The organism is Pseudomonas sp. p1(2021b) (assembly GCF_020151015.1).
GTDB lineage: Bacteria > Pseudomonadota > Gammaproteobacteria > Pseudomonadales > Pseudomonadaceae > Aquipseudomonas > Aquipseudomonas putida_K.
In genome coordinates this window covers 3,496,135-3,513,664 of the sequence record NZ_CP083746.1, presented here as the reverse complement: position 1 = coordinate 3,513,664, position 17,530 = coordinate 3,496,135, and the positions used below count along the sequence as shown (strand labels likewise).

Below are 17,530 nucleotides of genomic sequence, written 5' to 3'. Positions count from 1 at the left end.
TGCCAGACATGGACATGAGCGTGAAACTGGGCCTGTCCTACCCGACGCCTGTCGCAGCCGATGCATCGCCGGCCAAGCGTCAGGAACCTGTCCAGCCCGCCAGCGAGCTGGACGACAAGCAAGACCCGCCTGCGGACCGTACCGTCCTCGAGCAGGCTGTCAGTGCCATCCAGGAATTCGTGAAAGCCTCGGAGCGGCAACTCAATTTCTCGATCGATGACGCCACCGGCCAGGTGGTGGTCAAGGTCATCGCCCGTCAAAGCGGCGAAGTCATTCGCCAGCTGCCGTCCGAAGTGGCGTTGAAGCTGGCGCAGAACCTCAAGGACGCCAACAGCCTGCTGTTCGATACCCAGGCCTGAGTTGGCACGGCTTTTGTTGTAAAGCAGCACGGACGCGTTTTCGTCGGAAAAACGACGGTCACCGAAAAAGGAGAGTGAAGATGGCGAGCACAACCGTCAGTGGTATTGGTTCCGGGATCGACACCCAGGCTATCGTCAAGGCCCTGGCCGATGCCGAGAAGGCGCCCAAGCAGCAGCAGATCAATACCCAGACCACCACCGCCACCACTACGTTGTCGGCTATCGGCACGATCAAGAGCGCGCTGGAAACCTTCCGCGCGGCCATCGCCAAGCTCAATACCCAGGCGAGCTTCAACGGCCTTGCCGCGACATCGTCGGATGACAAGGTGGCCAAGATCACCTTGGCCGACGGCGCTTCTGCCGGCAACTACGCCCTCGAAGTCACCCAGCTGGCGACCGCCTCGAAGATCGCCAGCAAGGTCTACAGCGGCACCTCCACATCGGTGAACAGCTCGGGCGAGGCGCAAACCTTGACCATCGGCCAAGGTGATGCCACCTACAGCGTCAGCATCGCCGCCGGCGCGACCCTGCAGCAGGCGCGCGACACGATCAACGGCCAACTGCAATCGAAGGGCATCACCGCCAACATCGTCACCGATGCCAGCGGTTCTCGCCTGGTGTTCTCGTCCACCAAGATGGGGGAGGGGACCGACCTGACCCTGGGTGGTGATTCGGAGCTGGCGACCGACACCCAGGTGATCGCCAAGCCGCAGAATGCCAAGTACACCCTCGATGGCTTGGCCCTGGAGTCGAAGTCCAACACGATCACCGGCGCAGTCAGTGGCGTGAATATCGAGCTGGTGGCCGCCGGCAAGTCCAGCCTTTCGGTGTCGACCAACAACGACACCCTCAAGGCGTCGGTGCAGTCGTTCGTGACCGCCTACAACGCGTTGATGACTGCCATCAACACGCAAACCAAGGTCACCACCGGCGCCAACGATGAAAGCGCCAAGGGCGCCACCTTGACCGGCGATTCGACCATGCGCTCGCTGGTCAACTCGATCCGCAGCGAAGTGTCCCGCAGCATGGGCTCCGGTGGCCTGCGCACCTTGTCGCAGCTCGGTATCAACACCGTGCAAAAGACCGGCCTGCTGGAGCTCGACGAGAAGAAGTGGGATGCCGCGGTCAAGACCTACGGTGCCGACATCAGCGGCCTGTTCACCGGCAAGGATGGCCTGCTCAGCCGCATGACCGCCGCGACCGACGACTACACCAAGGCCGGCGGCATTCTCGCCACGCGCCAGGACAGCCTGACCAAGCAGCTCAAGGAGCTCGAACAGTCCCAGGCCTCCCTGGATCGCCGCATCGAGACCCTGACCCAGACCTTGAGCAAGAAGTACAACGCCATGGACACTCTGGTCGCTCAGCTCAAAGGTACCAGCGACAGCGTGATGACCACGCTCAACGCCCTGAACAACCCCAACAAAGACCGCTAAAGAAAACCTGCGAACGGCCGATCCATTGGGTATCCGGCCTGTTCGCTGCCCCGTTCGATGAGGAACCACCATGCACCCGATGAGAGCCCTTCGTCAGTACCAGAAGGTCAATTCCCACGCCCAGGTTTCCGAAGCCACGCCGCACCGCCTGGTGCAGATGCTGATGGAGGGCGCGCTCGATCGCATGGCCCAGGCCAAGGGTGCGATCAGCCGGGGCGACGTGGCGCAGAAGGGCCTCATGCTGGGCAAGGCGATCGACATCATCGGCGGCCTGCGTGAAGGCCTGGACAAGGAAAAAGCCGAGAACCCGGACGACCTCGAGCGCCTGGACAGCCTCTACGCCTACATGGCCACCCGCCTGACCCAGGCCAACCTGCACAGCGACCTGGCCATCATCGACGAAGTCGCGCAATTGATGATCACCGTCAAGAGCGGCTGGGATGCTATCGCCAGCGCCGAGCAATAAGGCGCGAGGACACCGATATGAGCGCACTGCAGCGAATCGAAGCGACCCGCCAAGCCCTGTGCGAAGCTCTGCAGGCCCGTGATTGGACCGTGATCGGCGGGCTGGACCTGGCCTGCCGGGACGCGGTGAATCAACTGATGGAAGTTGGGGTAGGAGAAGAGAGGGCGGTGCAGCAGGAACTCGAGGCCTTGCTCGACGTCTATCGCCAACTAATTGAAATTGCAAGTGGTGAACGTCAATCGATAGTCGACGAGATGACTGCGATCACCCAAGCGAAGAGCGCCGCAAAGGTATACCATCTGTTCAGTTGACGCTGGACAGGTACAGAGAATCGCGCGCCATTAATTTGACTGTGCGCGGTTTTTTGACTTAACTAGTGACTGTTTTCGCAAATTCAGACGTCCGAGCACTGAATCATTTCAGTCGGAATGATGTCGAACACGCCCTCGGGCGTCGAAATGACTAGGGAAGTTGCTAACGCATGTGGCGTGAAACCAAGATCCTCCTGATCGATGACGACAGCGAACGCCGCCGCGATCTGGCGGTGGTCCTGAATTTTCTAGGCGAAGAAAACCTCTCCTGCTCCAGCCAAGATTGGCAGCAGGCGGTAGAGTCTTTGTCTTCGAGTCGTGACGTGCTGTGCGTGTTGATCGGGACCGTGAATGCTCCAGGCGGTGTGCTGGGGCTCCTTAAGACAGTGGCAGCCTGGGATGAGTTCCTTCCGGTTCTGCTTTTAGGTGAAATTTCTTCTGCGGAGTTCCCGGAAGACCTGCGCCGTCGCGTTCTGTTCAACCTCGAGATGCCGCCGAGCTACAGCCAGTTGCTCGATTCGCTGCACCGTGCCCAGGTCTACCGCGAGATGTACGACCAGGCCCGCGAGCGCGGCCGCCAGCGCGAACCGAACTTGTTCCGCAGCCTGGTGGGCACCAGCCGGGCCATCCAGCATGTGCGGCAGATGATGCAGCAGGTGGCGGACACCGATGCCAGCGTGCTGATCCTCGGCGAGTCCGGTACCGGCAAGGAAGTGGTCGCGCGCAACCTGCACTACCATTCCAAGCGCCGCGAGGCGCCGTTCGTGCCGGTCAACTGTGGGGCGATCCCGGCCGAGTTGCTCGAGAGCGAGCTGTTCGGCCACGAGAAGGGCGCCTTCACCGGGGCGATCACCAGCCGGGCCGGCCGTTTCGAGCTGGCCAACGGCGGTACCCTGTTCCTCGACGAGATCGGCGACATGCCGTTGCCGATGCAGGTCAAGCTGCTGCGCGTATTGCAAGAGCGCACCTTCGAGCGGGTGGGTAGCAACAAGACCCAGAGCATCGATGTGCGCATCATCGCGGCGACCCACAAGAACCTCGAGACCATGATCGAGGAAGGGACCTTCCGCGAAGACCTGTACTACCGCCTGAATGTCTTCCCCATCGAGATGGCGCCGCTGCGTGAGCGGGTCGAGGACATCCCGCTGCTGATGAACGAGCTGATCTCGCGCATGGAGCACGAGAAGCGCGGCTCGATCCGCTTCAACTCGGCCTCGATCATGTCCCTGTGCCGCCATGGCTGGCCAGGTAACGTGCGTGAGCTGGCCAACCTGGTCGAGCGCATGGCGATCATGCACCCGTACGGGGTGATCGGCGTTTCCGAGCTGCCGAAGAAATTCCGCTACGTCGACGACGAGGACGAGCAACTGGTCGACAGCCTGCGCAGCGACCTCGAGGAGCGTGCGGCGATCAATGGTCATGCACCGAACTTCACTGGCCACGCGATGCTGCCGCCTGAAGGGCTGGATCTCAAGGACTACCTGGGCAATCTCGAGCAAGGGTTGATCCAGCAGGCATTGGACGACGCCAACGGCATCGTCGCGCGGGCCGCCGAGCGCCTGCGTATCCGCCGCACCACGCTGGTGGAGAAGATGCGCAAGTACGGCATGAGCCGTCGAGAAGGGGACGATCGGGCGGAAGGTTGACGCGCCTGTAGGATCGAGCGCCGCCCGCGCGGCGCTCGATCTCACGTCCCCCTCCCATCTCACGCCCTCATCCCTACCCGGCACGCCTATTGCTACACCGCTGGCAACATACCGGTTTTATGACGGTCAGCCACGCGAGAGAGCACGATGCCCCAGGCCGCCCACATCTCCCGAACCTCCGAATCGCACGGGCGCAGCCCGGTCGAGCAGGCCAGCCGCCAGGGCTTGGAGCAGGCGTTCGCCCTGTTCAGCCAGGTGTCCAGCCAGCTCAACGAGTCCTACAGCCTGCTCGAAGCGCGGGTCAGCGAACTCAAGGGCGAGCTGGCGGTGGTCAGTGCCCAGCGCATGGCCGAGCTGGACGAGAAGGAGCGCCTGGCCACCCGGCTGCAGAACCTGCTCGACCTGCTCCCCGGTGGGGTGATCGTGATCGATGCCCAGGGCTACGTGCGCGAGGCCAACCCCGCCGCCTGCGAACTGCTGGGCGAGCCCCTGGTGGGCCAGCTGTGGCGCCAGGTGATCGCGCGCAGCTTCGCGCCGCGCAAGGACGACGGCCACGAAATCTCCCTGCGCGACGGTCGACGCCTGTCCATCGCCACCCGTTCTCTGGACGCCGAGCCCGGGCAGCTGGTGCTGCTCAACGACCTGACTGAAACCCGTCGCCTGCAAGACCAATTGGCGCGTCATGAGCGCTTGTCGTCCTTGGGGCGCATGGTCGCTTCCCTGGCTCATCAGATTCGCACGCCATTGTCGGCGGCGATGCTCTATGCCAGCCACTTGGCTGATGAAGAGAAAGACCTGCCGCGGGAAACCCGCCAGCGTTTTGCCGGCAACCTCAAGGAGCGCTTGCACGAGCTGGAGCACCAGGTCCGTGACATGCTGGTGTTTGCCCGTGGCGAGTTGCCGCTGGGCGATCGCATCAGCCCCAAGGCGTTGTTCCAGGCTTTGCAGCAGGCCGCCCAACCCCATGTCCAGGGGCATGCGGTACGCTGGCAATGCGACAGCCACCTGGGTGAATTGTTGTGCAACCGCGACACCTTGGTCGGTGCCTTGCTCAACCTGATCGAGAATGCGCTACAGGCCAGCCAGGGCCCGGCGCGCCTCAAGGTCCACCTGTATCGCCGCGAGCAGGCCTTGCACCTGTGCATCAGCGATGCCGGCTGCGGCATCGATGCTGACCTGCTGGCTCGCCTGGGTGAACCCTTCCTTACCACAAAGACCACCGGCACTGGCTTGGGCCTGGCAGTGGTCAAGGCTGTGGTACGTGCGCACCAGGGCAACCTGGGCATTCGCTCCAAGGTCGGGCGCGGCACTTGCGTGCAAGTAGTGTTGCCGTTGATCGATGGTCGGCCACGGGAGGTCGTGTAATGGCGGTGAAGGTCCTGCTGGTGGAGGACGACCGCGTCCTGCGCCAGGCCCTGGGCGATACCCTGGAGATCGGCGGTTTCGCCTACCGTGCCGTGGGCAGTGGCGAAGAGGCGCTCGAGGCTGTTGCCGGCGAGGCATTCAGCCTGGTGGTCAGCGACGTGAACATGCCGGGCATGGACGGGCACCAGTTGCTGGCGCAACTGCGCTGCCTGCATCCACAGTTGCCGGTGCTGCTGATGACGGCCCATGCGGCCGTGGAGCGGGCCGTCGAGGCGATGCGTCAGGGTGCCGTCGACTACCTGGTCAAACCGTTCGAGCCCAAGGCCCTGATCAGCCTGGTGGGGCGCCATGCCGTCGGTCGTGTGGGCGGTGTGGACGAAGAGGGCCCGGTGGCCTGCGAACCGGCCAGCCGGCAGTTGCTGGAGCTGGCGGCGCGGGTGGCACGCAGCGATTCCACCGTGCTGATCTCCGGCGAGTCCGGCACCGGCAAGGAAGTCCTGGCGCGCTACATCCACCAGCAATCGCCCCGTGCGGCGCAGCCCTTCGTGGCGATCAACTGCGCGGCAATCCCCGACAACATGCTCGAGGCGACCCTGTTCGGCCACGAGAAGGGCGCCTTCACCGGCGCCATCGCCGCCCAGGCGGGCAAGTTCGAGCAGGCCGACGGCGGTACCTTGCTGCTCGACGAGATTTCCGAAATGCCCCTGGGCCTGCAGGCCAAGCTCCTGCGTGTGCTGCAGGAGCGGGAGGTCGAGCGGGTGGGTGGGCGCAAACCGATCGCCCTGGACATCCGCGTGCTGGCCACCACCAACCGCGACCTCGAAGGCGAGGTAGCTGCCGGGCGCTTCCGTGAAGACCTCTACTATCGCTTGTCGGTCTTCCCACTGGCCTGGCGACCGTTGCGCGAGCGCGGCGCCGATATCCTGCCGTTGGCCGAACGCCTGCTGGCACGCCATGTGGCGAAGATGAAACATGCCCCGGTGCGCTTGTCGGCTGAGGCGCGCGCGTGCCTGCAGGGGTATGCCTGGCCGGGCAACGTGCGCGAGCTGGACAACGCCTTGCAGCGGGCCTTGATTTTGCAGCAGGGCGGGTTGATCGAGGCGGCGGATTTCTGTCTGGCGGGGGTCATCCCCCTGTCCGCTGCCAAGCAGGCCGTGAACGAGGCGCCTGCCGAGCCGGGCGGGCTGGGCGACGACATGCGTCGCCACGAATTCCAGATGATCATCGACACCCTGCGCGCCGAGCGCGGCCGGCGCAAGGAGGCCGCCGAACGGCTGGGGATCAGCCCGCGTACCCTGCGCTACAAGCTGGCGCAGATGCGTGATGCCGGGTTCGACGTCGAGGCCAGCCTGTACGGCTGACGAGTGTTTAACGGGCTGCGTGCGGGGCTGGCACTCTTGTTGCTAGTTCCAGCCCATTCGCTGCATGAGCGTCAAAAAAATGCGGCCGCCGGAGAGAAGAGATCCATGACCCAAGGTGTTGAATTCAATCGTCTGATGCTGGACATGCGGGCCATGCAGGCCGAAGCCATGTCCCAGCCCAAGGTCGCGGCTGCGCCTGAGCTGGCCCCGGGCCAGAGCAGCTTCGCCGACATGCTCGGCCAGGCCATTGGCAAGGTGCACGAGACTCAGCAAGCCTCCACTCAGCTGGCCAACGCCTTCGAGATTGGCAAGAGCGGTGTCGACCTGACCGACGTGATGATCGCTTCGCAGAAAGCCTCCGTATCGTTCCAGGCCCTGACCCAGGTGCGTAACAAACTGGTCCAGGCGTACCAGGACATCATGCAGATGCCGGTTTGAGGGCAGGGTAGGTCATGGCCGAAGCAGTCGTCGATAACGCCCCCGCCAAGAGCGGTCCGCCAGCGGCCAAGCCGCCGCTGTTCGGCATGGCGTTCCTGGAAAACATCTCGCAGATGCCCATGCTGCGTCAGGTCGGCCTGTTGGTCGGGTTGGCCGCCAGCGTGGCGATCGGCTTTGCCGTGGTGCTCTGGTCGCAGCAGCCGGACTACCGGCCGCTGTACGGCAGCCTGGCAGGCATGGATGCCAAGCAGGTCATGGACACCCTGGCCTCGGCCGACATCGGCTACCGCGTGGAGCCCAACTCCGGCGCCTTGCTGGTCAAGGCCGACGACCTGTCCCGCGCACGCTTGAAGCTCGCCGCTGCAGGCGTAGCGCCCAGTGATGGCAACATCGGCTTCGAGATCCTCGACAAGGAGCAGGGCCTGGGCACCAGCCAGTTCATGGAGGCCACCCGTTACCGCCGGGGCCTGGAAGGCGAACTGGCGCGTACCGTCTCCAGCCTGAACAACGTCAAGGCCGCCCGCGTGCACCTGGCGATCCCCAAGAGCTCGGTGTTCGTGCGCGACGAGCGCAAACCCAGTGCATCGGTACTGGTCGAGCTGTACCCGGGCCGGGCCCTGGAAGCCGGGCAGGTGATGGCCATCGTCAACCTGGTCGCCACCAGCGTGCCGGAGCTGGACAAGTCCCAGGTCACCGTGGTCGACCAGAAGGGCAACCTGCTGTCCGACCAATTGCAGGACACCGCCCTGACCATGGCCGGCAAGCAGTTCGACTACAGCCGCCGCATGGAAGGCCTGCTGACCCAGCGCGTGCACAACATCCTGCAGCCGGTGCTGGGCAACGACCGCTACAAGGCCGAGGTGTCCGCCGACGTCGACTTCAGCGCGGTGGAATCCACCTCCGAGCAGTTCAACCCTGACCAGCCGGCCCTGCGCAGCGAGCAGTCGGTGAACGAGCAGCGCACCAGCAGCCAGCCGCCGCAAGGCGTACCGGGTGCCTTGAGCAACCAGCCGCCGGCCGGTGCCGCAGCCCCTGAAAACGCCACGGCCGCTGCACCGCCCGCAGGGGCGATCCAGCCCGGGCAACCGCTGGTCGATGCCAACGGCCAGCAGATCATGGACCCGGCCACCGGCCAGCCGATGCTCGCGCCGTACCCGGCCGACAAGCGTCAGCAGACCACCAAGAACTTCGAGCTGGACCGCTCCATCAGCCATACCCGCCAGCAGCAGGGTCGCCTGACCCGCCTGTCGGTAGCGGTGGTGGTGGACGACCAGGTCAAGGTCGATGCCGCCACCGGCGAGACCACCCGTGCGCCCTGGGGCGCCGAAGACCTGGCACGTTTCACCCGCCTGGTACAAGACGCGGTGGGCTTCGATGCCAGCCGCGGCGACAGCGTGACCGTGGTCAACGTGCCGTTCTCCGCCGACCGCGGCGTGGAGCTGGCCGACATTCCGTTCTATTCGCAGCCGTGGTTCTGGGACATCGTCAAGCAGGTGCTGGGCGTGGTGTTCATCCTGGTGCTGGTGTTCGGCGTGCTGCGCCCTGTGCTCAACAATATCACCGGCGGTGGCAAGCAGGCCGCCGCCACCGACAGCGACATGGAGCTGGGCGGGATGATCGGTCTGGATGGCGAACTGGCCAACGACCGCGTCACCCTCGGTGGCCCGCAAAGCATTCTGTTGCCTAGCCCCAGCGAGGGCTACGAAGCACAGCTCAACGCAATCAAGGGCCTGGTGGCCGAAGACCCGGGCCGCGTGGCGCAGGTCGTGAAAGAGTGGATCAACGCCGATGAGTGACAACCGAGCCGTTACCGCCAAGCTGAGCCGCGTCGACAAGGCGGCGATCCTCCTGCTGTCCCTGGGCGAGACCGACGCCGCCCAGGTGCTGCGCCACATGGGGCCCAAGGAAGTGCAGCGGGTCGGCGTGGCCATGGCGCAGATGGGCAACGTGCACCGCGAGCAGGTCGAGCAGGTGATGAGCGAGTTCGTCGAGATCGTCGGCGACCAGACCAGCCTGGGCGTGGGCTCGGACGGCTATATCCGCAAGATGCTCAACCAGGCCTTGGGCGAAGACAAGGCCAATGGCCTGATCGACCGCATCCTGCTCGGCGGCAACACCAGCGGCCTGGACAGCCTCAAGTGGATGGAGCCGCGTGCCGTGGCCGATGTCATCCGCTACGAGCACCCGCAGATCCAGGCGATCGTGGTCGCCTACCTGGACCCTGACCAGGCCGGCGAGGTGCTGAGCAACTTCGACCACAAGGTGCGCCTGGACATCATCCTGCGCGTGTCGTCGCTCAACACCGTGCAGCCGGCGGCGCTCAAGGAGCTCAACCAGATCCTCGAGAAACAGTTCTCCGGCAACTCCAACGCCGCGCGTACCACCTTGGGCGGCATCAAGCGCGCAGCCGACATCATGAACTTCCTGGACAGTTCGGTGGAAGGCCAGCTGATGGACTCGATCCGCGAGATCGATGGCGACCTGTCCGAGCAGATCGAAGACTTGATGTTCGTCTTCAACAACCTGGCCGACGTGGACGACCGTGGTATCCAGGCGCTGTTGCGCGAGGTGTCCTCCGATGTGCTGGTGGTTTCGCTCAAGGGGGCCGACGAGAAGGTCAAGGACAAGATCTTCCGCAACATGTCCAAGCGGGCCTCGGAGCTGCTGCGCGACGACCTGGAGGCCAAAGGCCCGGTGCGGGTCAGCGATGTCGAGGCGGCGCAGAAGGAAATCCTCACCATCGCACGGCGCATGGCCGAGGCGGGCGAAATCGTGCTCGGCGGCAAGGGCGCCGAGGAAATGATCTGATCCAGCCAGCCCCTGTAGGAGCGGCCTCGTGCCGCGAAAGGGCTGCGCAGCAGCCCCTGGATTTCAACGTTTTCGCATAGATTGCCGGGGCTGCTTCGCAGCCCTTTCGCGGCACGAGGCCGCTCCTACACAAGATTGCGTTGCTCGTTGATGAGTACCTGAAGAACATGCCCACCAAAGAATCCCACCCCAGCGACCTGATCCGCGCCCGCGACCTCGAGGGTGTCGACGTCTGGCCGCTGCCCAGCTTCGACCCGGAGCCGGAACCTGAGCCTGCGCCGGAACCTGAGCCGGAGGTCGTCGAGGAGGAAGTCGAGGAAGTGCCGCTGGAAGAAGTCCAGCCGCTGACCCTCGAGGAGCTCGAGGCCATTCGCCAGGAGGCCTACAACGAAGGCTTCGCCACCGGCGAGCGCGAGGGCTTTCACAGCACCCAGCTGAAGGTGCGGCAGGAGGCCGAAGCGGCCCTGGCAGCCAAGCTGGGTAGCCTGGAGCGCTTGATGGGCCACCTGCTCGAGCCAATCGCCGAGCAGGACGAACAGATCGAAAAAGGCCTGGTGCACCTGGTGGCGCACATGGTGCGTCAGGTGATCGGCCGCGAGCTGCACAGCGACTCGAGCCAGATCACCCACGTGCTGCGCGAGGCGCTCAAACTGCTGCCGATGGGTGCCGAGAACATCCGTATCCACCTCAACCCCCAGGATTTCGAGCAGGTCAAGGCCCTGCGCGAGCGCCACGAGGGGCGTTGGAAGCTGCTCGAGGATGAGGCCTTGCTACCCGGGGGCTGCCGTATCGAGACGTTGCACAGCCGCATCGACGCGACCATGGAGACCCGCACCGAAAAAGCCCTGGCGCAGTTGTTCGACCAGTTGCACGAGCAAGGCCTGCACCCGGCGGCGCCGGACCTCTCGGTGGACCTGGACCTGGAGCACGGCGATGCGTCTTGAGCGCACCAGCTTCGCCAAGCGTCTGGGCAGCTATGTTGGGGCGGTGAAGCTGCCGGGCCAGCCGATCGTGGAGGGCCGCCTGCTGCGCATGGTTGGCCTGACCCTGGAGGCCGAGGGCCTGCGCACTGCCGTGGGCGGGCGTTGCCTGGTGATCAACGACGACAGCCACCACCCCGTCCAGGTCGAGGCTGAGGTGATGGGGTTCTCCGGCTCGAAGATCTTCCTCATGCCGGTCGGCAGTGTCGCCGGTATCGCGCCGGGCGCCCGGGTGGTGCCGTTGGATGAAGGCGGCCGTCTGCCCATGGGCATGAGCATGCTCGGGCGGGTGCTCGACGGTGCCGGCCGCGCCTTGGACGGCAAGGGCGGGATGAAGGCCGAGGATTGGGTGCCGATGGACGGGCCGATCATCAACCCGCTCAACCGTGACCCGATCAGCCAGCCGCTGGACGTGGGCATTCGCAGCATCAACGGCCTGCTCACGGTTGGCCGGGGGCAGCGCCTGGGCCTGTTCGCCGGTACCGGCGTAGGTAAATCGGTCCTGCTGGGCATGATGACCCGCTTCACCGAAGCCGAGATCATCGTGGTCGGGCTGATCGGCGAGCGGGGGCGCGAGGTCAAGGAATTCATCGAGCATATTCTCGGCGAAGAGGGGCTCAAGCGCTCGGTGGTGGTGGCGTCGCCCGCCGACGATGCGCCGCTGATGCGCCTGCGTGCGGCCATGTACTGCACACGTATTGCCGAGTACTTCCGTGACAAGGGCAAGAACGTGCTGCTGCTGATGGACTCGCTGACCCGTTTCGCCCAGGCCCAGCGGGAAATCGCCCTGGCCATCGGCGAGCCGCCGGCGACCCGTGGCTACCCGCCGTCGGTGTTCGCCAAGCTGCCCAAGCTGGTGGAGCGGGCCGGAAACGGCGAGCCCGGCGGTGGTTCGATCACCGCGTTCTATACCGTGTTGTCCGAAGGTGACGACCAGCAGGACCCCATCGCCGACTCGGCGCGGGGCGTGCTCGACGGCCATTTCGTGCTGTCCCGGCGGCTGGCGGAGGAGGGGCATTATCCGGCCATCGATATCGAAGCGTCGATCAGCCGGGTCATGCCCCAGGTGGTCGATGCCGAGCACCTGCGCGAGGCGCAGAAGTTCAAGCAGCTGTGGTCGCGCCTGTCGCAAAGCCGCGACCTGATCAGCGTGGGTGCCTATGTCGCTGGCGGCGACCCGGAAACCGACCAGGCCATCGCCTTGCAGTCGCGCTTGGTGGGCTTCCTGCGCCAGGGGTTGCAGGAGAATGTCGGCATGACACAGAGCCGCGAGCAGCTTCACGGAATCTTCGCAGCGCCGGTGGGAGGCTGATAGGTCATGGGGCTGCCCAGTCGAGCTGCGCGCCTGGCGCCGGTGGTGGACATGGCCGAGGAGGCCGAGCGCAAGGCCGCCCAGCGCCTCGGGCATTTCCAGCAGCAGGTGGCCCTGGCCCAGGCCAAGCTGGCCGAGCTCGAGCGGTTTCGCGAGGACTACCAGCTGCAGTGGATCGACCGTGGTGGGCAAGGGGTGAACGGCAACTGGCTGGTCAACTACCAGCGTTTCCTGGGGCAGCTGGAGACCGCCATGACCCAGCAGCGCCAGAGCCTGACCTGGCACCAGAACAACCTCAACAATGCCCGAGACACTTGGCAGCAGGCTCACGCCCGCGTAGAGGGGCTGCGCAAGCTGGTGCAGCGCTACCAGGACGAGGCCCGGCGTGCCGAGGACAAGCGCGAGCAGAAGCTGCTGGATGAATTGTCCCAGCGCCTGCCGCGCGAGCGGCATTTGTGAGCTTGCCACGCTGAGCAGGTCTTGAGGCGGGTGGTGCTTGTGGGATCCAGCGCCGCCCGCGCGGCGCTCGATCCCACCGACACCACCTACCTCAAGACTTGCAGGCTCCAGGCCGGGCTGCTAAACCTTCTAGGATCGTATTCGCCATCTTCATCGAAGGAATCGCTGGCATGGCTGTGGAGTCCGATTTTTCAAAGGACGAGAAAAAACTGACGATCAAGGTCACGGGCCGTTTCGATTTCGGCAGGCACCAGGAATTTCGCAATGCCTACGAACGCCAGCCTGTGCGTCCGGACTCGGTGGTCGTCGACCTCAAGGATGCCACCTACCTCGATAGCTCCGCCCTGGGCATGCTGCTGTTGTTGCGTGACCACGAAGGCGGCGAAGATGCCTGCATCAGCGTGATCAACACCAGCCCTGACGTGCGCAAGGTCCTCGCCATCTCCAACTTCGAAAAACTGTTCGATATCAGCTGAGCCCATCATGCCGGCCGAACGGGCGCTGAGCGTGCTGGTTGCCGAGGATGGCGCGGCGGACCGGCTATTGCTGGCGCAGATCGTCCGGCGTCAGGGGCATGAAGTCTTCACCGCGCAGAACGGCGAGCAGGCCGTGGCGATGTTCGCCGAACAGCGCCCCCACCTGGTGTTGCTCGACGCGCTGATGCCGGTCATGGACGGCTTCGAAGCGGCGCGGCGGATCAAGGCGCTGGCCGGCGAGGCCTTCGTGCCGATCATCTTCCTGACCTCGTTGAACGAAGAAGACGCCCTGGTGCGCTGCCTGGAGGCCGGCGGCGACGATTTCATGGCCAAGCCCTACAGCGCCGTGATCCTGGGCGCCAAGATCCGCGCCATGGACCGCTTGCGTCGCCTGCATGCCACGGTACTGGAGCAACGCGACCAGATCACCCGGCATCACCATCACCTGCTCAACGAACAGCGCGTGGCCAAGGCTGTGTTCGACAAGGTGGCGCACTCCGGTTGCCTGCATGCGCCCAACATCCGTTACCGACAATCGCCCTACGCCTTGTTCAACGGCGACCTGCTGCTGGCTGCCTATACCCCTTGCGGTGATATGCAGGTGCTGCTCGGCGATTTCACCGGCCATGGCCTTCCTGCGGCGATCGGCGCGATGCCATTGGCTGAAGTGTTCTATGGCATGAGTGCCAAGGGCTATGGTGTGGCGCACACGCTGCGCGAGATGAACGCCAAGCTCAAGAGCATCCTGCCAGTGGACATGTTCTGCTGCGCAGTGATGCTCAACCTGAGCTTCGAGCGCGGCAGGGTGGAGGTGTGGAGCGGCGGCATGCCGGACGCCTATCACCTGGCGGCCACCGGTGAGGTGTTGGCCTCGCTGGTTTCCCGCCATCTGCCGCTGGGTATCCTGGCGCCGGAGCGGTTCGACGACAGTACCGAGGTGTTGCCGTTGGCAGTCGGCGAGCGGCTGTTGTTGCTGTCTGACGGCGTGGTCGACACCTGTGACGATCAGGACCGGTTGTTCGGTGTATCGCGCTTGCAGGCGGTTCTGGCGGGTAATCATGACCGTGCGAGCTTGCTCGACGATGTCATGGGCGCCCTGGAGCGTTTCGGTGGGCGCCGGCGAGACGATATCAGCCTGTGCGACATCGCCATGATCGAGCCGCAACGGCAGGTGCCGGTGCCGGCGGGCTACGCTGACAATGGCCATGGCAGCCCCTTGAACTGGTCGCTGCATTTCGAGCTGCAGGCCGAGAGCTTGAAACGTTTCAATCCCGTGCCATACCTAGTACAGCTGTTGCAGGAAATCCAAGGCCTGCGACCCAGCAGCGGGCTCTTGCATACCGTCCTCAGCGAGCTGTATACCAATGCGCTCGAACATGGGGTACTGGGCCTGGATTCACGGCTCAAGCACGATGCCCAGGGGTTCGCCGAGTACTACCGCCAGCGCAACCTGCGCCTGGGGCAAGCGCTGGACGGCTTCGTACGCATCGACCTGGAAGTTGAACCCTTGCCTGCAGGCGGCCGTCTGACAGTAGCAGTACGCGACAGTGGCGCAGGTTTCGACGTGGCACGGGTGTTGTCCCGCCAGCCGGCGGAACATGGGTTGAGCGGGCGGGGCGTACAATTGGTCCGCAGCCTCTGCCAGGGCGCCGAATGGCTGGAGGGCGGCCGTTGCGCACGAGTGGTATTCTGCTGGTAGGTGTTCGGCGCGGGCCCTGCCCAGGCAGGTACGATCGAGCTTGATCAAGGGAGTGAACAAGTGACTGACATGCATATCGACCAGAAGATCCTCGCGGATCTTCAAGAGGTCATGGAGGATGGTTACCTGCAATTGCTGGAAACCTTCCTCGAAGACTCCGAGCGGCGCCTGAACCAGCTGCATGGGGCCAAGAGCACCGAGGAGCTGGGCCAGGCCGCACACAGCTTCAAAGGTAGCAGCAGCAACATGGGGGCTGTCGGGCTCGCCGAGTTGTGCCGCCAGCTCGAGGAGCGGGTGCGGCAGCGACCTTTGTACGGAATCGAGGACCTGATCAACCGCATCGACCAGGAATACCTGGAGGTGCAGCGTTTCTATCGCAGTGAGCGACAACGTATTTCCGCCGGCTGAGCAAACCTGGCGCGAGTTTTGCCTGTCTTTGCCTGGACGATTTCACGATTTCCGGCGCGGAGACCTTTCAATGCCTGTCGCACCCAACCCACTGTTGCAAGCCAATGCCCTGGCCAAGCCGTCACGTGCCAGTGCCGCGACGGCCGACAAGCCGCAATCGGCGGGCAATCAGGCGGGGGATGGCTTCGGCCAGGTGATGGCGCGCCAAGGGGGCGATGACAAGGCGGCCCAGGCCAAGCCGAAGGACACGCGCGACGACGCCGCCGGCGGCAAGGAGCAGCCGAAGGATGCGCAACCGGTTGCCGACGTCGGCAATACCTTGCCAGCTTCCGAACAGACGCAAGGCGCTGGCGATAGCAGCCCCCTCGATGCCAACCTGGTGGCCGGCCAGGTCACCGACGCGCAACCCGGTGCGCAATTGATCCAGGCCCAGGCCGAAGCGGTGGCGCCTGTGTTGCAGGCGGCTGTCCAGTCACCGGCCGAGCCTTTGCCCGAAGAAGAAGCGAGCGCCGAGCCGTTCGATCCCGAGGCTGACCCGTTGGCCAACCTGCCGACCTTGCGCCTGGCCTTGGAGCACAGCGCCCAGGCCAAGGGTACGACGTCCACCCATGCCGCCTCCCCAGGCGATGTCGCCCAGGCCGAGGATGGCCAAGCCTCCGTCAATACCTTGGCGAACCTGGTCGACCCGGTGGACGCCGAGCGTGGCCAGTCGCAGCCGGGTGACAAGGCGTTCGGCGAACTGCTCGAAGAGGGCCTGAAGGACATCAAGGGCGCCGGCAGCGACACCCGCGTCGACGACTTCACCGACCGCTTGGCCAGCCTGACCCAGGCCGCCACGCCGAAAACCGCCAGCGCCGTGCCCGCCAGCCCGCTGCACCAGCCGTTGCCGATGAACCAGAACGCTTGGGCCGAAGGGCTGGTGAACCGGGTGATGTACCTGTCCAGCCAGAACCTGAAATCCGCCGATATCCAGCTCGAACCCGCCGAGCTCGGCCGCCTGGACATCCGCGTCAATGTGGCGACGGACCAATCCACCCAGGTCACCTTCATCAGCGGCCATGCCGGTGTGCGCGACGCGCTGGACAGCCAGGTGCATCGCCTGCGCGAACTGTTCGCCCAGCAAGGCCTGGCGCAGCCGGACGTGAATGTCGCCGACCAGTCCCGTGGGCAGCAGCAACAGCCGGGGCAGCAGGACGGTTCGAACCTCTCGGGCGTCGCGGCGCGGCGTGCCATGGCCGGGGGCGGCGAGGAGGGTGAAGTGGCCGAGGCGTCACGGCCGATCGAGCCGCAGGTGGTCATCGGCGACAGTGCGGTGGACTACTACGCCTGACATACCGGTTGACGCAATCGCGGGACAAGCCCGCTCCCACAGGATTTTAAGCGCCTGTGGGAGCGGGCTTGTCCCGCGATTGCGTCGGCCCAGGCAGCTCATCGCTCGAATCTGGCATAACACTTGCTCAACCCCGTCATCCTCCCTTGAAACCCCGATGGACGACGGATTATTGGCATGGCGAAAAGCGAAGCAGTCAAAGACCCCGCCACAAAAGGCAAACTCAAGCTGATCCTGCTGTTGGTGCTGGCCCTGCTCCTGGCGGTCGGTCTCTCCGTGGGCGCCACCTGGTTCGTCATGCACAAGAGCGAGTCGGCCCCGGCGGCCGACCCTGCCCAGGCCAACGCCAAGCCCGCGGCGATCTACGAACCCCTGGCCCCGGCCTTCGTGGTCAATTTTAACCAGAACGGGCGCCAGCGCTACATGCAGGTGAGCATCACCCTGCAAGGCCGCAACCAGGCCGACCTGGATGCGCTCAAAGTGCACATGCCGGTCATTCGCAACAACCTGGTGATGATGTTCTCCGGTCAAGGCTTCGACACCCTGGCTGCCAGTTCGGTGGGCCAGGAGATGCTGCGCCAGAAGGCTACCGCGGTGGTCCAGGAAGTGGCGCAGAAGGAAGTCGGCAAGCCGGTCATCGACCAGTTGCTGTTCACCAATTTCGTATTGCAGTAGG

18 protein-coding genes are annotated in these 17,530 nt (G+C 64.7%); all 18 read left to right on the top strand.

Features of this window, described 5'->3' with window-relative positions; all coding sequences use genetic code 11:
• Positions 1–8 precede the first annotated feature (8 nt).
• The 18 genes from K8374_RS16300 to fliL all read left to right on the top strand — a co-directional run bounded on the left by K8374_RS16300 (position 9) and on the right by fliL (position 17,529).
• Entirely contained in the window at positions 9–359 is a 351-nt protein-coding gene (locus tag K8374_RS16300) for a flagellar protein FlaG (protein WP_224456402.1), read from the top strand.
• 80 nt (positions 360–439) lie between these two features.
• A complete protein-coding gene (gene fliD / locus K8374_RS16295; protein WP_224456401.1) occupies positions 440–1,795 on the top strand; it encodes a flagellar filament capping protein FliD in 1,356 nt (451 codons plus the stop codon).
• A gap of 70 nt (positions 1,796–1,865) precedes the next feature.
• On the top strand, positions 1,866–2,261 hold the full coding sequence (fliS, locus tag K8374_RS16290; protein ID WP_084858239.1) for a flagellar export chaperone FliS: 396 nt from the start codon (positions 1,866–1,868) through the stop codon (positions 2,259–2,261).
• Positions 2,262–2,278: 17 nt separating this feature from the next.
• Positions 2,279–2,572, top strand: a complete 294-nt coding sequence (locus K8374_RS16285) for a flagellar protein FliT (RefSeq protein ID WP_224456400.1) — start codon at positions 2,279–2,281, stop codon at positions 2,570–2,572.
• A 170-nt stretch (positions 2,573–2,742) separates the two neighbouring features.
• A complete protein-coding gene (gene fleQ / locus K8374_RS16280; protein WP_224456399.1) occupies positions 2,743–4,218 on the top strand; it encodes a transcriptional regulator FleQ in 1,476 nt (491 codons plus the stop codon).
• Positions 4,219–4,365: 147 nt separating this feature from the next.
• Positions 4,366–5,583, top strand: a complete 1,218-nt coding sequence (locus K8374_RS16275) for a sensor histidine kinase (RefSeq protein WP_224456398.1) — start codon at positions 4,366–4,368, stop codon at positions 5,581–5,583.
• Entirely contained in the window at positions 5,583–6,944 is a 1,362-nt protein-coding gene (locus K8374_RS16270) for a sigma-54-dependent transcriptional regulator (protein ID WP_224456397.1), read from the top strand. The genes K8374_RS16275 and K8374_RS16270 overlap by 1 nt, the downstream gene beginning before the upstream one ends.
• A 105-nt stretch (positions 6,945–7,049) precedes the next feature.
• Complete coding sequence (gene fliE, locus K8374_RS16265; protein WP_084858234.1) at positions 7,050–7,382, top strand: flagellar hook-basal body complex protein FliE; 333 nt, start codon at positions 7,050–7,052, stop codon at positions 7,380–7,382.
• Between the two features lie 14 nt (positions 7,383–7,396).
• Positions 7,397–9,178 (top strand): flagellar basal-body MS-ring/collar protein FliF, encoded by a 1,782-nt coding sequence (gene fliF / locus K8374_RS16260; RefSeq protein WP_224456396.1) that lies wholly within the window; start codon positions 7,397–7,399, stop codon positions 9,176–9,178.
• A complete protein-coding gene (gene fliG, locus K8374_RS16255; protein WP_084858232.1) occupies positions 9,171–10,190 on the top strand; it encodes a flagellar motor switch protein FliG in 1,020 nt (339 codons plus the stop codon). Before fliF ends, fliG begins: the two co-directional genes overlap by 8 nt.
• Before the next feature lie 167 nt (positions 10,191–10,357).
• Positions 10,358–11,134: a flagellar assembly protein FliH gene (fliH, locus tag K8374_RS16250; RefSeq protein ID WP_224456395.1), complete on the top strand. Its 777-nt coding sequence runs from the start codon at positions 10,358–10,360 to the stop codon at positions 11,132–11,134.
• Positions 11,124–12,482 (top strand): flagellar protein export ATPase FliI, encoded by a 1,359-nt coding sequence (gene fliI / locus K8374_RS16245; protein WP_224456394.1) that lies wholly within the window; start codon positions 11,124–11,126, stop codon positions 12,480–12,482. The genes fliH and fliI overlap by 11 nt, the downstream gene beginning before the upstream one ends.
• Positions 12,483–12,488: 6 nt before the next feature.
• Complete coding sequence (gene fliJ / locus K8374_RS16240) at positions 12,489–12,941, top strand: flagellar export protein FliJ (protein WP_224456393.1); 453 nt, start codon at positions 12,489–12,491, stop codon at positions 12,939–12,941.
• Between the two features lie 170 nt (positions 12,942–13,111).
• A complete protein-coding gene (locus K8374_RS16235) occupies positions 13,112–13,417 on the top strand; it encodes an STAS domain-containing protein (protein ID WP_224456392.1) in 306 nt (101 codons plus the stop codon).
• Positions 13,418–13,424: 7 nt separating this feature from the next.
• Positions 13,425–15,116 (top strand): fused response regulator/phosphatase, encoded by a 1,692-nt coding sequence (locus K8374_RS16230; protein WP_224456391.1) that lies wholly within the window; start codon positions 13,425–13,427, stop codon positions 15,114–15,116.
• A gap of 60 nt (positions 15,117–15,176) precedes the next feature.
• A complete protein-coding gene (locus tag K8374_RS16225) occupies positions 15,177–15,524 on the top strand; it encodes an Hpt domain-containing protein (protein ID WP_224456390.1) in 348 nt (115 codons plus the stop codon).
• Positions 15,525–15,594: 70 nt separating this feature from the next.
• Entirely contained in the window at positions 15,595–16,854 is a 1,260-nt protein-coding gene (locus K8374_RS16220; RefSeq protein WP_224456389.1) for a flagellar hook-length control protein FliK, read from the top strand.
• Positions 16,855–17,031: 177 nt separating this feature from the next.
• Positions 17,032–17,529, top strand: a complete 498-nt coding sequence (fliL, locus tag K8374_RS16215) for a flagellar basal body-associated protein FliL (protein ID WP_084858226.1) — start codon at positions 17,032–17,034, stop codon at positions 17,527–17,529.
• Position 17,530 lies beyond the last annotated feature (1 nt).

Excerpts from the sequence above, each read along its gene's own strand:
- fliG (WP_084858232.1), top strand. The coding sequence starts at position 9,171 with ATGAGTGACAACCGAGCCGTTACCGCCAAGCTGAGCCGCGTCGACAAG.
- K8374_RS16275 (WP_224456398.1), top strand. The coding sequence starts at position 4,366 with ATGCCCCAGGCCGCCCACATCTCCCGAACCTCCGAATCGCACGGGCGC.
- fliD (WP_224456401.1), top strand. The coding sequence starts at position 440 with ATGGCGAGCACAACCGTCAGTGGTATTGGTTCCGGGATCGACACCCAG.
- K8374_RS16220 (WP_224456389.1), top strand. The coding sequence starts at position 15,595 with ATGCCTGTCGCACCCAACCCACTGTTGCAAGCCAATGCCCTGGCCAAG.
- K8374_RS16270 (WP_224456397.1), top strand. The coding sequence starts at position 5,583 with ATGGCGGTGAAGGTCCTGCTGGTGGAGGACGACCGCGTCCTGCGCCAG.
- fliE (WP_084858234.1), top strand. The coding sequence starts at position 7,050 with ATGACCCAAGGTGTTGAATTCAATCGTCTGATGCTGGACATGCGGGCC.
- fliI (WP_224456394.1), top strand. The coding sequence starts at position 11,124 with ATGCGTCTTGAGCGCACCAGCTTCGCCAAGCGTCTGGGCAGCTATGTT.
- K8374_RS16235 (WP_224456392.1), top strand. The coding sequence starts at position 13,112 with ATGGCTGTGGAGTCCGATTTTTCAAAGGACGAGAAAAAACTGACGATC.
- fliL (WP_084858226.1), top strand. The coding sequence starts at position 17,032 with ATGGCGAAAAGCGAAGCAGTCAAAGACCCCGCCACAAAAGGCAAACTC.
- fliH (WP_224456395.1), top strand. The coding sequence starts at position 10,358 with ATGCCCACCAAAGAATCCCACCCCAGCGACCTGATCCGCGCCCGCGAC.
- fliF (WP_224456396.1), top strand. The coding sequence starts at position 7,397 with ATGGCCGAAGCAGTCGTCGATAACGCCCCCGCCAAGAGCGGTCCGCCA.
- fliS (WP_084858239.1), top strand. The coding sequence starts at position 1,866 with ATGCACCCGATGAGAGCCCTTCGTCAGTACCAGAAGGTCAATTCCCAC.
- fleQ (WP_224456399.1), top strand. The coding sequence starts at position 2,743 with ATGTGGCGTGAAACCAAGATCCTCCTGATCGATGACGACAGCGAACGC.
- K8374_RS16285 (WP_224456400.1), top strand. The coding sequence starts at position 2,279 with ATGAGCGCACTGCAGCGAATCGAAGCGACCCGCCAAGCCCTGTGCGAA.
- fliJ (WP_224456393.1), top strand. The coding sequence starts at position 12,489 with ATGGGGCTGCCCAGTCGAGCTGCGCGCCTGGCGCCGGTGGTGGACATG.
- K8374_RS16300 (WP_224456402.1), top strand. The coding sequence starts at position 9 with ATGGACATGAGCGTGAAACTGGGCCTGTCCTACCCGACGCCTGTCGCA.
- K8374_RS16230 (WP_224456391.1), top strand. The coding sequence starts at position 13,425 with ATGCCGGCCGAACGGGCGCTGAGCGTGCTGGTTGCCGAGGATGGCGCG.